Source organism: Flavobacterium anhuiense, from assembly GCF_900101855.1.
Classification (GTDB): Bacteria; Bacteroidota; Bacteroidia; order Flavobacteriales; family Flavobacteriaceae; genus Flavobacterium; species Flavobacterium anhuiense.
The window spans coordinates 275,658-289,742 of sequence record NZ_FMVC01000002.1 but is presented as its reverse complement, the minus strand read 5'-3'; the positions used below and the strand labels follow the sequence as shown (position 1 = coordinate 289,742).

The 14,085-nt window shown below is 34.0% G+C and carries 13 protein-coding genes and 1 pseudogene; 2 read left to right on the top strand and 12 right to left on the bottom strand.

Going from position 1 to position 14,085, the window contains the following annotated elements:
* Positions 1–16 precede the first annotated feature (16 nt).
* Positions 17–979: pseudogene (locus BLP44_RS05775) on the bottom strand (AAA family ATPase); the annotation flags it as partial.
* Here BLP44_RS05775 and BLP44_RS05770 point away from each other — a divergent pair.
* Entirely contained in the window at positions 938–1,561 is a 624-nt protein-coding gene (locus BLP44_RS05770) for a hypothetical protein (RefSeq protein WP_244511687.1), read from the top strand. The pseudogene BLP44_RS05775 and the gene BLP44_RS05770 overlap by 42 nt on opposite strands.
* A gap of 66 nt (positions 1,562–1,627) precedes the next feature.
* Here BLP44_RS05770 and BLP44_RS05765 read toward each other — a convergent pair whose 3' ends face one another.
* The 11 genes from BLP44_RS05765 to BLP44_RS05715 form a co-directional block, all read right to left on the bottom strand.
* Positions 1,628–3,412: a cytochrome-c peroxidase gene (locus BLP44_RS05765; RefSeq protein WP_091130443.1), complete on the bottom strand. Its 1,785-nt coding sequence runs from the start codon at positions 3,410–3,412 to the stop codon at positions 1,628–1,630.
* A 69-nt stretch (positions 3,413–3,481) separates the two neighbouring features.
* Complete coding sequence (locus BLP44_RS05760; protein ID WP_091130439.1) at positions 3,482–4,960, bottom strand: PhoX family protein; 1,479 nt, start codon at positions 4,958–4,960, stop codon at positions 3,482–3,484.
* Between the two features lie 157 nt (positions 4,961–5,117).
* On the bottom strand, positions 5,118–5,750 hold the full coding sequence (locus BLP44_RS05755) for a 3'-5' exonuclease (protein WP_091130435.1): 633 nt from the start codon (positions 5,748–5,750) through the stop codon (positions 5,118–5,120).
* A 2-nt stretch (positions 5,751–5,752) separates the two neighbouring features.
* The gene (locus BLP44_RS05750) at positions 5,753–7,672 is read right to left on the bottom strand and encodes a DUF294 nucleotidyltransferase-like domain-containing protein (protein WP_091130431.1); all 1,920 of its coding nucleotides are present in this window, start codon (positions 7,670–7,672) and stop codon (positions 5,753–5,755) included.
* Positions 7,673–7,904: 232 nt separating this feature from the next.
* A complete protein-coding gene (locus BLP44_RS05745; RefSeq protein ID WP_170830217.1) occupies positions 7,905–8,276 on the bottom strand; it encodes a DNA topoisomerase IV in 372 nt (123 codons plus the stop codon).
* Between the two features lie 29 nt (positions 8,277–8,305).
* Positions 8,306–8,881, bottom strand: a complete 576-nt coding sequence (locus BLP44_RS05740) for a DUF1572 family protein (RefSeq protein ID WP_091130424.1) — start codon at positions 8,879–8,881, stop codon at positions 8,306–8,308.
* Positions 8,882–8,883: 2 nt separating this feature from the next.
* The gene (locus BLP44_RS05735) at positions 8,884–9,456 is read right to left on the bottom strand and encodes a pentapeptide repeat-containing protein (RefSeq protein WP_008462597.1); all 573 of its coding nucleotides are present in this window, start codon (positions 9,454–9,456) and stop codon (positions 8,884–8,886) included.
* Positions 9,457–9,516: 60 nt separating this feature from the next.
* Complete coding sequence (locus BLP44_RS05730) at positions 9,517–9,738, bottom strand: DUF6095 family protein (protein WP_008462598.1); 222 nt, start codon at positions 9,736–9,738, stop codon at positions 9,517–9,519.
* 207 nt (positions 9,739–9,945) lie between these two features.
* Positions 9,946–10,758 carry an N-acetylmuramic acid 6-phosphate etherase gene (murQ, locus tag BLP44_RS05725; RefSeq protein WP_008462601.1) on the bottom strand — a complete coding sequence of 271 codons (813 nt, stop codon included), beginning with the start codon at positions 10,756–10,758 and terminating at the stop codon, positions 9,946–9,948.
* Positions 10,759–11,160: 402 nt separating this feature from the next.
* The gene (locus tag BLP44_RS05720) at positions 11,161–11,829 is read right to left on the bottom strand and encodes a ZIP family metal transporter (RefSeq protein ID WP_091130421.1); all 669 of its coding nucleotides are present in this window, start codon (positions 11,827–11,829) and stop codon (positions 11,161–11,163) included.
* An 80-nt stretch (positions 11,830–11,909) separates the two neighbouring features.
* Positions 11,910–12,674, bottom strand: a complete 765-nt coding sequence (locus tag BLP44_RS05715; protein WP_008462605.1) for a class I SAM-dependent methyltransferase — start codon at positions 12,672–12,674, stop codon at positions 11,910–11,912.
* 135 nt (positions 12,675–12,809) lie between these two features.
* On the opposite strand from BLP44_RS05715, the gene BLP44_RS05710 reads away from it, so the two are divergent.
* On the top strand, positions 12,810–13,967 hold the full coding sequence (locus BLP44_RS05710; RefSeq protein WP_091130417.1) for a THUMP domain-containing class I SAM-dependent RNA methyltransferase: 1,158 nt from the start codon (positions 12,810–12,812) through the stop codon (positions 13,965–13,967).
* The last annotated feature ends 118 nt before the right edge of the window (positions 13,968–14,085 follow it).

Sequence of the window (14,085 nt, the reverse complement as noted above, 5' to 3'; positions counted from 1 at the left end):
TTATTGAGATCTAATTTTAAATTGAAAGGGCTTCTTCTTTAATCCATTTTACTTCGTTGTTTTCAATAACTACTGAAATAGTATCACCATCTTTGACTTCTCCGGAAATTATTTTCTTAGCTAGAGGCCTTCTTAAATGCGTTCTGATAATGGTTTTAATTGGTCTTGCTCCATATTTGGCATTATAGCCGTTTTCTGCAAGATAGAGTTTTGCTTCTATCGGAATTTCGACTTTAATATTAATGTTTTTCAATAAGTCTGTAAATTCTTTTTTGAGGTGTATCTCGAAAATCTTTAATGCATTTTCTTTGCTGATAGGCGCAAAAGGTATAATTTCGGTTAAACGTCCTAAAAATTCTGGTCTGAAATAATTTGCCATAATTTCCATTAGAGAATTTGAAGTAGGAATTTCACCATTATTAAAAGTAGTGACGATATGATCTGCACCAATATTTGAGGTAAAAAGAATAATGGCATTTGAAAAATCGCCTTCTTTGCCTAAACGGTCATGCAGTTTTCCTTCGTCCATAATCTGAAGAAAAACATCAAAAACAGAAGGATGTGCTTTTTCAATTTCATCAAATAAAACAATAGAGTAGGGCTTTTGCCTAATTTTATTGACTAACAAACCTCCCTCTTCATACCCGACATAGCCTGGAGGTGCCCCGTACAACAAAGCCGCAGAATGTTCTTCTTTAAATTCAGACATGTCAAAACGAATAATAGCATTTTCATCTTGAAAAAGAAATTCCGCTAAGCTTTTTGCTAATTCTGTTTTTCCAGTTCCTGTTGGTCCTAAAAAGAAAAATGATGCAATTGGCTGTCCAGCTTTGCTTAATCCCGAACGTGATTCGAGAATAGATCCTGAAACAGTTGCAATACAATGATCCTGGCCAATTACCCTTTTTCTCAAAACGTCTTCAATAGTATTTAGTTTTTGTTTCTCTTCTTCTTTAAGTTTTCCTGCAGGAATGCCAGTGAAATAAATCAGCTTTTAGCTTCTGTAGAGCAACAGGCAAGAGAAAGCAGTTTTTCTAAAAATAATGATCCTTACATAATGATTAAGCCAAAGATTGACGAATCTTTAGGAAAGTCATTTGCTATACATTATTGGTCAACTTGTGCAGAAGAAGGAAACGATATCAAAGCAGGAACTGTTTTAGAATCGAAAGACGATTTGCTGTTTGTAAGTAAAGAGGCAGTTTTGGTTACTAATACTGTGGGCGGAATGAATAAGCAGAATAATAAAGACCGTATTTTGGCTTATAGAAATGCTTTACTTACTCGTGGCAGAATTGTAACATTTGCGGATATAAAAGCGTTTGGATTTAATCATTTTAAAAGTTGTCTAACAGATATTAGAATAGAGAAAGGAACACGAAAAGAAATTTCTGTAAAAGCAGGTTTTAGTAGAACGGTAGATATTTATTTAAAAATAAATGCAACAGAAAGAAATTATCTATCAGCTACAGAATGGGATTATTTATGCGAAAGTTTTATAAAGAACTTAAAAAATAGATCATCAAACGTATTTCCTTACCGACTTTTCATTGAAGAATAAAAAAATAAAAACCGCCGAAAAAGATCTTTTTCGGCGGTTTTGTTTAATTGGGGTTTTATTTTGGTTTTACTGGTATTTCTTGTCCGTGAGCGTTTTCATAAAAGCAACAAGAGCTTTTTCCTCTTTTACAGTTAAATTCAGTTTGTCAAAAGGAAGTGTCTGGTTTTCTACTTCATAGCCTAAACCAATTCCGCCGCCTTTATTGTAAAAAGAAACCACTTCTTCCAGCGTTTTAAAAACTCCGTTATGCATGTACGGAGCTGTAACAGCCGAATTTCTAACCGTTGGTGTTTTAAAAGCACCAACCAATTGTGGCATTTTATTGTATATGTAACGGCCTTTATCTGGACTTAAAGATTTTCCTGAAGGCTCATTTGGAGTTCCGATAACTTCGTGTTCGGTTTTGGAATAACTTGGCGGAACCGTTCCGTTAAATAAAGGTGTAAAATGGCAGGTGGCACATTTTGCTTTTCCCATAAATAGGTTCATTCCTTCGATTTCCTCATTGTTCAGAACATTTTTATTTCCTCTCATGTATTGATCAAATCGAGAATCAAAAGAATTTAAAGAACGCACATAGCTCGCAATAGCATTTTGAATCTGCCAAGCTTCAGGTTTTGAGGTTTTTGGAAAGGCTTTTTTGAATAGTTTTACATATTCTTTATCAAGCTGAATTTTAGCATGAATATTTTCCATAGAACCATGCATTTCATCTTTATTCTGGATCACATCAACACTCTGTTTTTCTAAATCTAATTGACGCATATCCCAAAATTGAGCATTTTGCAGAGAGGCATAGGTTAGAGTAGGAGTGTTTCGGGGTAAATTCTTTCCCGTTAATGAAACATTAGTTTTTAAGCCATCAGTAAAAGCTTTTTCTGGATTATGACAAGTCGCACAGCTTCTGTCATTATTTTTGGAAAGACTTCTGTCATAAAATAATTTTTCGCCTAGAACAGCTTTTTCTTTAGTAAAAGCATATTCTTTAGAAAGTACAAAAGCATTTACGTCAAAGGCATCTTTGTCGAATAAAGTTTCAATTGTTGGTTTTAGCGGACTGCTTTTCTTTACATCTTTAATGTTTTCTTCTTTCTGAAAAGTTTTCAGTTTTTTCGAAATCGGATTTAGATATTCAGTTATAAATACTGCACGATTAAAAGCATTGAAATTATTATTTTCAGTGCAGTATTTTTGTGCATTTTTGGTTAACTCTCTTAATTCAGATACCGATTTATTATCAGCATCAATCTTTTCAAGTGTTTCTGGAATTGAGATTAAACTTTGGCTGGCTTCTGGAATTGAAGATTGCAAAATCGGACTATCAAAACCCGTAATTCCTAAGGCAATCACTCTAAAAACATTCTGCTGTATAGCATCTAAAACGTAATCATCACTTACAGTTATAGCTTCAAATGTACTTTCTAATTGTTTTATATTCGATTGAAAAATATGCAATTCTCTCGCTAAATCTTCTTTACTTTCTGGATTGTATTCAGGATAAATCATTTCTTCCATAACCTGAAAGCCATGAGGTTCAAAAGAGCGGTTTTCTTCCAACTCCATTTCGTCAAGAGCGGGACCATTCATAAATCGGGCGGTTTCAGGAATAAAATATTCAATTGCCCATTCGACTTTTTTATATGCCAGACGTGATTTTTTAAATTGTTCGACAATTTCTTTCTGTGAAGAATTGCTTTTTACAAGCTTTTGAAAATGAGTAATTTCATTGCTAAGTTTACTTAAATCGACAAGTAGTTCTTGTTTAACTGTAGGTTTTGAAGCTTCGCTTTCTTTGCATGAAAAGAAAAAAGAAAGCAGTAGGAATAGAAAAGTAAGATATTTTAATTTCATAGTGGTGTTGTAATAGAAACAACCCTTATCGGAAAATAAGGGTTGTCAATAAGCTTTTGTTAGAAATTATTAGCGCTGCACGTTTCTAATAATTACAGTTTGCCCTCCCTCTTTGTTAGTTTGAGTTCCTGAACCGTCTGCATTTTTAAATGCATCGCTCTGCCAAGTATGAGGGTGAATATTTACCGTGAAAGTATCTGGAACACCAATGATATCTGAAATGTCTTGCATGGCTCCAAATTCCCAGCTTCCAAATCTCATTTCGCCAGTTTGGTTATAAAGTGTGTTCCAAGCTGTATCTGTTCTTTTGTGATTCATGTTTAACCACGGTTTATTTTGTTTTGTAGCAATATTGTATTGCCAAATGTATGAATCGTGTTTTGCATCTGCATAATAGCTGTCGCCATCTTCCTGAATGTAAACATAGTTTTCAGTTACGCATAAGTTATCTGGATTGATGATTCCAGTTCCAGGAGTACTGTCACCTTCAACAGCCAATTCTAAAGTTCCTTTTAATGGGTTTGTTGCGTCTAATTTTACTTTATAAACTCTTCCCCACATGGTATATCCTTCAACAGGAGCATTGTTAGTTGCCTGACCAGTTGCAGTAAAATAGATTTCTCTATTGTTGCTTGCGCTTCCTTTTCTGTAATCTACGTCTTCAACTCTTGAAAAACGAATTGCTTTTAAATCATTAACCGTTGTATTGATTACAGCACCAGTTAAGTTTTTAGCATTTGGAATTTCAACAAATTCAACTGGGTATGAATTGTTTAAAGTCATAGTAGTTTCAACTTGATTTCCATCAGTTCTTTTTAAAGCGTATAATTTTCCGTTAGATAAATCACCAACTGTACTTACATACATAATCAGCTGGCCGGCGCTTACGTGAGAAGTTGCATAAGACTGATCTTCACCGATTAAAATAACTGTTTTTCCAGGATAAGCCTCTTTTGGAAGCGGAACTGCGTTTTCCATACTTGCTTTTCCTAAAGCTGGTAAAACTCTATCTGTTCTAGCTTTATCGGAAGATAATCCAAGAGGATTAATTCCGTGAACCATGCTTTCTTGACCGCTTTCTCCGGCAGTTAAAAAGATTGGTCCAAATCCGTGGATTTCTGGAGTTGCCAAAGTAGCAGAACATAAACGAGTTAGGCCTCCAACACCATCAACGATATAATCTCCTTTTACAGGTTTGAAAGTTTTATCTAAATATACTCTAGATACAGATTGGATAATTTCGTGGTTGGTAATCATAATGTATCCATCACCATTTGGGTCTTTCATTAATCCGGCACCGTCTGGCTGTGCTCCGTAAACAAAAGAAGGTGAATTTGGAAGAATATCTGCACTTGTAATTAAAGTACTGATTTTTAAGTTTTCAAAACCTGTTTGAGCATACACAAAAGGAGGTACTTTTGAATGTGAAGTAAAATCGATACTTGCGTTTACATCGTTTTTTGAATCTTTGTCATCATTTTGACAGCTTATTGCAGAAAAACCTGCAAGTCCAAGCAAGGTAATTGATTTTAAAAAGTTAGCTTTCATAAAGTGTTTTTTATTTTTTTGATTAAGGCAAAGCTATCTCTCTAAAACAAAGTACACGTTATGTTAATTTTTTCTTAATGCTAATAAATCTAAGTCTTGTATTATGAAATGGTAAATTGAAGGTTTTGAATGTAAATTTAAGATTGATAAAAAAAAATTAATATTTAAAAAGCTGATTTAAGCTGACCTCTTTTTTTTCTCTTAACTTCTTCACAATCTTAAGAAAAGCAATCGCTGTTATATAAGCATCTCCCAAAGCGGTATGACGATCTTTTTTTGAAATATCAAATTTATCGGCTAAGTCATCTAAGGTATAATGATCTTTTCGTTCAAATAAATGCGACTGAATCAAAGTCTTTTTATACAAATAAGCCGTATCTAAAGTTTTGTTTTGCAATTGCGGAAGTCCATTGCGCTCTAAAGCTCTATTGATCATCGTAACATCAAAAATGGTATGATGTGCAATAATTATAGAATCTCCTAAAAAATCTAAAAACTGCTTTAAAGCTTCTAGTTCAGTCGGGCGTTTAATAAGCAGATCTTTTAAAATACCATGAATCTGAGCGGTAGATTTGTCATAATGGTCTTGTTCCAAATAAACCTCAAAACTTTCCTGAACATTAATAATTCCGTTTTGAAGAACCAGTGCGCCAATACACAAAATACGATCATTATCGTAGTCAAATCCTGTAGTTTCGGTATCTAAAACCACAAAACGAGTTTCTTCGATCGTAATATTTTCGTGGAATAGATTGCTTTCTTCTTTCTTCCAAAAATTGAATAAACTCATTATTATACCAGATTTGAGATGTTAAAACGTACTGAAATAAGTTCCTGAAGTTCTTTAATCGTTTTAAAAGTGCGTTTCAGTTTAATTTTTTCCATTTTGGTTAAAGATTCCAATTCGATAAACTGACCCGAATCATGATGCAACAATCCTTGTTTCGTTCTGAATTTTAATAACGCTTTAAACGAATACGAACATGATAAATATAGCTCTCTATTGTTTGGTTCCAATTCTGCCAGTTTCTCAAAACGCTCTGCCGTATTACTGATTCCTTTTACCGAATGAGATAAAATTAAAACACGTGCTGCGTCGGTTAAAGGCATTAAAGCTCTTCGTTTAATGTCAAAGTTATCCTTGTTAGCTCCGTCTTGCTCTACTAAAAACTGTCTAAAGAAACCAGTTGGAGAAGGACTTTGTAAAGCACCGCTTACCAAATGCATATAAAAAATCGGATTTGCTTTTAAATCTTCAAAAATATAATCGGACAATTGATTTGCCACTTCGCTATCTCCGTAAGTTAAGCTGTAATCAAAGAAAATAAACGACAATAAGACTTCATTTTTACCAGGATTGGTAATCCAATGGCGCACATGACTTTTCCATTCATCCAAACTCATGCACCATTTTGGATTCGAAGCCATCATTTCGGCAGGACAATAATCGTAACCAATTTCAAAAAGACCTTTATTGACAAGTCCAGCAAATTTTAAGAAATAGATTTTAGTTTCATCTCTGAAAACTTCATTGACATTTTCGTACACAATGGCATTATCCTGATCCGTATGCAGCATCTGTTCACCACGTCCCTGACTTCCAAGTGCCAGCCAAGCAAATTTTACAGGTGGCGGACTGCTCATTTTTTCGATACAAATTTCGATAACTCGAGTTATGCACGCTTCATTCAATTCAGTTATGATTTTGGTAATCAGAGTCATCGGAATGTTTTGATCCAAATAACCTTGTAGCAATTGCATAATTCGGTTTCGGATTGGCTTTATTTCTTTGACTTTTTTAGCACGTTTCAAGGCTTTTATTAAAACGGCTGGATTATTTCCGAGCGCCACCATAACATCGTGTTTTGACAAAATTCCAACTGCTTTTGTATTTACAGTCCCGTCTTTTGTCAAACATAAATGGCTGATATTGCTTTTCATCATCGCCATTTGCGCCTCGGTAACCGTCATTTTTTTCGGATACGTAATAACCGGTTTTGTCATTATTGTTTCGGCAGTTGTCGTTATAGGAAAATCTCCAGTGACAATTTTGTTTCGAAGATCTTTATCCGTCAAAATACCAATCGGAAGCATTTCATCTACAATCAAAATGGCACCGACTTTTTTCTTATTCATGATTTTCGCAATGTCCTTAACAGTTGTTGACGGACTGCAGGTTACGATTTTTTTGGAATATTTGATAGGAGCTAAATCGAAAGAATGATTGCTGGAATGCAAATTTTCATTCAGCTGATCATCACCATATAATTTATCTTTATGGATATCTGAATACGGATTTCGAGTATTCGAAGCATAACTCTCAATCAGGAAATTACCAACATTTCTATTCTCAAGCGCATAGGGTTTAAAAACGGCAATCGGAATGGCATATAGAATGGTTTCTTCATGCGCCACAGCTTCCATAATATAATTTTCTTGTGCCAAAAGCGGACGAAGTCCAAAAATATCCCCTTCATCACACATGTCTAAAACCGTATTTTTAGTGCTTTTTTTCAAAGCTACTGCACCTTTATGAACCACATAAAAAGAGTCGTGAGTTTTGTCATTTTCAGCAAAAATCACAGCATCTTTTTCTTTATATATAATTGAAATCTGCTCAGACAGTTTTTCTAAATCTCTCTGATGCAAAAAATTAAACGGCGGATATCCTTTTAAAAAGTCAGCTACTCTTTGCGAAATGGTATTTTTCATTTGGTTAGATTAAAGTCCTAATGTACTATTTAAAATAGAAATGTAAAAGAAACATTTTTATTTTTTGAGTTGCAAAGAAACAGAGGGACAAAGGGACAAAGGTTTTTTTCCACAGTTTTGTCATCCCGAGGAACGAGGGATCTCCGTAAGTAGCTCCACACTGTATTTCATTTTTAAATAGATTAAAAAAAAAGCTCCAATCTTGGAGCTTTAAATAGTATATAACGAAAGTTTAATCAACTTTATAAACTGTGCCTCGCTGCTTTTCTTCAGAACCAACCAAGCCAAATTCAAAAGTATACGAATCTTTAGAAGTTGTTAGAATCTTCATGCTGATGGCTTTTTCTTCAGCCATATTTTTTGGATGTTTTTTCTGCAGCACATATTCGCAGTCACTTACCCAGCGAATGGTCGCGGTATCTGTTTTTCCTTCAAATGTTTCGATTTCAATATCTTCTTTGCGCTCAAAATAAGTTGTTTTTTTTACGCCATTGACTTCTGTTTCAAATTTGAATTTTCCAGTTTTAAAATCCTTGCAATTGTGTTCGGTATTATAACAAGACACTAAAGCCAGAATCGGTAATAAGAATAGTATTTTTTTCATTTTTTTATGCTTTAAGCTTACAGCTTTTATCATTTCAATTTCTTTAATTCATCATCAGTAAAGTTCTTGATTTCTTTTTCTTTGGCAAACTTTTCGGCATTATAATTTCCTGATTTATTCTTCGGGATCGATAAGCTATTCCATTCGCTGTTTTTCAATTGTTTAGCATAAAAAACAATCTGTCCGACATGATAAGGATAATGTGCTAATTGACGATTTATAGCTTCAATAACCGTATGGCCTTCATTTCTAATGTAAATGATATCTGAAAGCTGTTCGGGTTTTAAGCTTTCCAAAGCATTTTCAAGACAATTCCAGCCTTTATTCCAAACTTCCAAAACTTCTTCTTTAGATTGTAAATCGTTTTCAAATTCGGAATCACGGTTTCGCCATTCTTTCTCGCCGTCAGAAGTTAAAAAATCTGTCCAACGAGAAAGCATATTGCCAGAAATATGTTTTATAATTGTCGCTATACTGTTGGTGTCGTCATTAAAAGAAACAAAAAGCTGTGATGGTTCAAGTTGGTCAATTGCTTTTTCGCCAAGCATTTTATAATATAAAAATTGTTTTTTAACACTTTCTAGGTAAGATTGATCTTCATTCATAATCAAATGATTTTAATGTCATATTTATCTAATAATCCAACAATTCCTTCAGTAGAAAACTGGGCTTTTTTCATCGGATTAAACTCAGGATCAATTTTGTAATTGTATGCGGTTTTAAAGTTAACTCCAGCTAGTTGAGTTTCGTTAAAAATAGCACCGTCAAGATTGCAATTGTCAAAGACAGAACTCGTTAAATTGGTTCCGATAAAAGTTACTTCGCGCACAGAAGAATTGATGAACTTGGTTTTAGGCATTTTTTTATTCGAAAAAAGAGCATAATCCAGAACACAATCTTCAAAATATACTTGAAATAAAAAATCGTCACATTCATTAAAAGCGATTCCGAGAAGTTTACAGTTTTTAAAGGTTACATTTTTTAAGCTCGTTCCAGCCAAACTGGTCATAGATAAATTGCAGTCAATAAATTCGCAGTCAAGGAAAGTATTAGAATTGAAATTGCTGTTGGAAAAATCACAATTTTTAAACACACAATCTTCAAATTCTCGATTGTTTATTCGTTTATCGATATAAACAACTTTTTCAAATGTTTTCTGAATGTGAATTAGACTTTCCATGTTTTATAAATATTAAACCTAACAGGTTTTCAAAACCTGTTAGGTTTGTTGATTGCTTATTTAGTCATTAAAAATACCTTTCATAATGATTTTCAATCCGAAAAAGATCAAAAGCATAGAAGAAAGACAAGCCACAATTCCGATTCCTAAAACAAGATAATGCCAGTTAGTATGCTGATTCATAAAAGCATTATAAATCAATGTTGGGCCAAGAAACATAAGAGGCAGAGCACCTGATAAATATTTCACTCCTTTTTTTAGTAATTCTTTGTTTGTTGCCATGTTTTTAGTTTCAGGTTTTCCTTGTGTCAAGTTTCAAGTTGTTTGACTTGTGTTTAACCGCAAAGGTCGCAAAGTTTTTTTACATTAGAAACTTTAATAAAACGCAAGGTTCGCAAAGCTTTGAAAAAACTTGCGAACCTTGCGTAAACTTTAGCTCCCGATAGCTATCGGGATTGCGATTAAACTAAACGACAAAGCAAAATACTTTTATTTTTTATAATTATCAACAGCATTTCTCACGCTGCCATATTTTTTCAATAGTTCAGAAGCTTCATCATACGAAACCGAAATTTCATCCATAATCATCTTAACGCCTCGATCAACAAGTTTGATATTGCTTAACTGCATATCAACCATTTTGTTTCCTCTCACTTTTCCAAGCTGAATCATAGATGCAGTCGAAATCATATTCAGCACCAATTTTTGTGCAGTTCCAGCTTTCATTCTAGAGCTTCCTGTTACGAATTCTGGTCCGACTACAACTTCAATTGGGAATTGGGCAGTTAAAGCCAACGGACTTCCTGCATTACAAGTAATACATCCTGTTACAATATTGTTTTTATTACAAGATTCTAAACCGCTAATTACATAAGGAGTCGTTCCAGAAGCAGCGATTCCAATAACCACATCGTTTGAATTGATATTATGGTTTTGAAGATCGATCCAAGCATTTGTTGTACTGTCTTCGGCGTTTTCTACAGCACGTCTTATGGCTGTATCACCGCCTGCAATAATGCCATTTACTAAATCAAAAGGAACGCCAAAAGTTGGCGGACATTCTGAAGCATCGACAACACCAAGACGGCCAGAAGTCCCTGCACCAATATAAAACAATCTGCCTCCGAGTTTTAATTTCTCTACAATCTGAGGAATTAAAGCTTCGATTTGTGGCAAAGCTTTTTCTACCGCATAAGGCACAGTTTTGTCTTCTTGGTTTATATTGGATAACAATTCATGAACAGACATTTTCTCTAAATGTTCATATTTTGATGCTTGTTCAGTGGTTTTGGTAAATGTCATTTTATCGTTATTTAGACTCGTCAAAATTAATATATTTTATCTCAATCTTGCAAAGTCTCAGAGATTTAAAATCAATTTTTTTCTTGTGTTTTTTTAGCATAAAGACGCTTTATTCCCATCATTGTTACATATGCTAAAATATTTTTCACAAAGTTTTTTTTAAAGATAAAGTACCAAGTTAGATTTGTTAGAGAGAATAGATAGAATTTTAGCTTTTATTTCTTTAAGGACAGCACGTTTTAGGAGATTTTAGAATCTAGAGTTGACTTATGAATAATTTTTTTGCGTGAGGGATAGGAGCAAATTACCGAATTAATGCGGATAGCCCGACAGCGTCCCGATAAGAGGGCGAATAACCTCAAAGTAAATTTGCCCTCTTATCGGGATGGTGCCACGCCCAGATTATAAAAAGAATGCCAATAGAATTCCGAGAACGATCATAGAAACTTTAGCAATATTGAATTTATGTCCTTCGCTGCTTTCAAAAATAATCGTTGACGAAATGTGAAATAAAATACCAATTACAATTGCTGTTATTTCGGTGTAATATTTGCTTAAAAATGGCAAATATTCAGATGCCACAGTTCCTAGCGGTGTCATGATGGCAAATGTCAGCATGAAAGCAAAAATGGCTTTTTTGTTTAAATCGGCATTGATAAAAAAGGTCGTTAGAATAACCGCAATTGGAAGGTGATGAATGGCAATTCCTATAGCCAAACCGTGATGATGGCTTACTGGAAAACCTTCTAAAAAGGCATGAATGCAAAGACTGGCAAACAATAGCCACGGAATCTGAGACAGTTTTGCATGTCCATGAACATGTCCGTGTTCGGCTCCTTTTGAGAAAAATTCGAGCACGATCTGGAACAAAATTCCGACCATTATAAAGATTCCGATATTATGATTGTGTGATTCGTAAACTTCTGGAAGAAGGTGCATTACGGTTAGAGACAATAAAAAAGAGCCGCTGAAAGCCAGCAGTAATTTTAAATTGGTTTTGTTTTCGGGTTTTATAAACAAAGCCGCGCTATATCCTAAAAGTACAGAAAATAAAGGTAATAAATAGTTCATTTATATTTGTTTAACCGTTGATTCGTTTAATCGTTTTTTGCTTCCGATTAAACGGTTAAACAATTAAACGATTTACCAATTTATTTAAAAATCATGATTAATCTTTCGCTTTCGGTTTTATGGAATTTTTTGAGTTTGTAGTCTCCAAAAATGTCCAGCAGGAAAATTCCGGCTTCGTCCATTAAATCCTGAAAGTCTTTCAAAGTTAGTGCTTTTACTTTTTCTGTAAAATGATATTTTCTGCCTTTGTCCTCAAAATCAATTTCTTTAAAAATATGTCCGTCTTCAACATATCTTTTGATATGAAAATCTATTTCGTCAACCGTTTTTACTTCTTCAGGGACAAGATTTTCAATAACATTTGCCACGTTCATGAAATCGATAACAGCAAAACCATATTCAGATAGGCTTTCTTTAATTGCCTTTAAGGTTGTTAGATTATCATCGTCGCTTTCAAAATAGCCAAAACTGGTGAAAAGGTTAAAAATAGCGTCGAACTTTTCTTCAAAAGGTTCGCGCATATCGTGCACTTTAAAATGCAGTGTTTCGTTACTGTTTTTGCTGGCCTCGGCAATACTGTTTTCAGACAAATCGGCTCCTAAGACATCATAGCCAAGTTGATTTAAATAAATAGAATGACGGCCTTTTCCGCACGCTAAATCCAATACTTTTGCTTTCTCAGGCAAATTAAGGTAATGCGTTAAATTGTCCATGAAAATCTGAGCTTCACGATAATTACGATCCTTATAAAGAATGTGATAATATGGCGTATCAAACCATGAAGAATACCAGTTTTGATTGTCGTCTTCTTGGTTTGGCGTTGATGCGTTATGTTTTTCAGACATTTATTCTATTTCAATTAATTCAAAGTCCGGCAAATTTAGTGTATTTTTGCCGAAAAATAACTATTTCGCTCCGATACGTGTTTATACCAGTATAATAAAATGTTATGGCGATTGGCTTTTTTTAATTGAAAAAAAATGGAAGAAAATTTTAAAATGATTGCCAAATGTTTTTTTGGCTTTGAAGAAATATTAGAAAAAGAATTACGAACACTTGGCGCTCAAGATGTTGAAAAAGGAGTGAGAATGGTAAGCTTTAAAGGAGATAAAGGTTTTATGTACAAAGCCAATTTGTCTTTGCGCACGGCTCTTAAAGTCTTAAAACCAATTTATTCTTTTAGAGCAAATAATGAGCAGGCTTTGTACAAAGGTATTTCGGGTTTAAACTGGTCAAAATATTTAAATGCGAACCAGACTTTTGTGATTGATGCTACGGTGCATTCTACTTATTTCAATCATTCTGAATTTGTTTCTCAGAAATGCAAAGACGCAATTGTAGATCAGTTTAGAGAAAGAACTGGGCAAAGACCAAGTATTGATAAACAATATCCAGATTTGCGCATTAATATTCATATCGATAAAGATCAGGTTTCTGTAGCTTTAGATACATCTGGTGCTTCGCTTCATCAGCGCGGTTATAGAACAGCTACGAATATTGCACCAATTAATGAGGTTTTAGCAGCTGGAATCCTTTTATTGTCTGGATGGGACGGGCAAAGCCATTTCCTTGACCCGATGTGCGGTTCGGGAACTTTCTTGGCAGAAGCGGCTATGATTGCCTGCAATATTCCAGCAAACATCAACAGAAAAGAGTTCGCTTTTGAAAAATGGAAAGATTGGGATAATGATTTGTTTGATACAATTGTGGGTAGTTTAATGAAAAAAACACGCGAGTTTCATTATACGATTAAAGGTTTTGATAAAGCGCCAAGCGCCGTTAGCAAAGCAAAAGATAATATCAGAAATGCCAATTTAGAGGATTATATTAAGGTTTACGAAGAAAATTTCTTTGATACGGAAAAAGAAACAGAAGGAAAACTTCATGTCGTTTTCAATCCGCCTTATGATGAGCGTTTGGATATTCACATGGAAAGATTCTATGCTAATATTGGAGACACTTTAAAGAAAAATTATCCTGGAACAAATGCTTGGTTTATTACAGCAAACCTTGAAGCTTTGAAATTTGTCGGATTAAAACCGTCAAGAAAAATCAAACTTTTCAACGGAAGTCTTGAAGCACGTTTGGTGAAATACGAAATGTACGAAGGAAGCAAGAGAACGAAATTTCAAGTCTAAGTTTCTAAGTTACTAAGGTTCTAAGATGCTTAGAATTTTAGCTAACTAAAAAAGATTAAAGAAAATTTTAAATAATTAAGGTTTCTGTTGTTTAAGATTCAAAGGAAAAACTTAGAAT

Bases quoted from the DNA above. Each gene is read 5' to 3' on its own strand.
- BLP44_RS05715 (WP_008462605.1), bottom strand. From the start codon at position 12,674: ATGTCTGAAAAACATAACGCATCAACGCCAAACCAAGAAGACGACAAT.
- murQ (WP_008462601.1), bottom strand. From the start codon at position 10,758: ATGACATTTACCAAAACCACTGAACAAGCATCAAAATATGAACATTTA.
- BLP44_RS05760 (WP_091130439.1), bottom strand. From the start codon at position 4,960: ATGAAAGCTAACTTTTTAAAATCAATTACCTTGCTTGGACTTGCAGGT.
- BLP44_RS05710 (WP_091130417.1), top strand. From the start codon at position 12,810: ATGGAAGAAAATTTTAAAATGATTGCCAAATGTTTTTTTGGCTTTGAA.
- BLP44_RS05740 (WP_091130424.1), bottom strand. From the start codon at position 8,881: ATGAATGAAGATCAATCTTACCTAGAAAGTGTTAAAAAACAATTTTTA.
- BLP44_RS05745 (WP_170830217.1), bottom strand. From the start codon at position 8,276: ATGAAAAAAATACTATTCTTATTACCGATTCTGGCTTTAGTGTCTTGT.
- BLP44_RS05750 (WP_091130431.1), bottom strand. From the start codon at position 7,672: ATGAAAAATACCATTTCGCAAAGAGTAGCTGACTTTTTAAAAGGATAT.
- BLP44_RS05730 (WP_008462598.1), bottom strand. From the start codon at position 9,738: ATGGCAACAAACAAAGAATTACTAAAAAAAGGAGTGAAATATTTATCA.
- BLP44_RS05720 (WP_091130421.1), bottom strand. From the start codon at position 11,829: ATGAACTATTTATTACCTTTATTTTCTGTACTTTTAGGATATAGCGCG.
- BLP44_RS05765 (WP_091130443.1), bottom strand. From the start codon at position 3,412: ATGAAATTAAAATATCTTACTTTTCTATTCCTACTGCTTTCTTTTTTC.
- BLP44_RS05735 (WP_008462597.1), bottom strand. From the start codon at position 9,456: ATGGAAAGTCTAATTCACATTCAGAAAACATTTGAAAAAGTTGTTTAT.
- BLP44_RS05755 (WP_091130435.1), bottom strand. From the start codon at position 5,750: ATGAGTTTATTCAATTTTTGGAAGAAAGAAGAAAGCAATCTATTCCAC.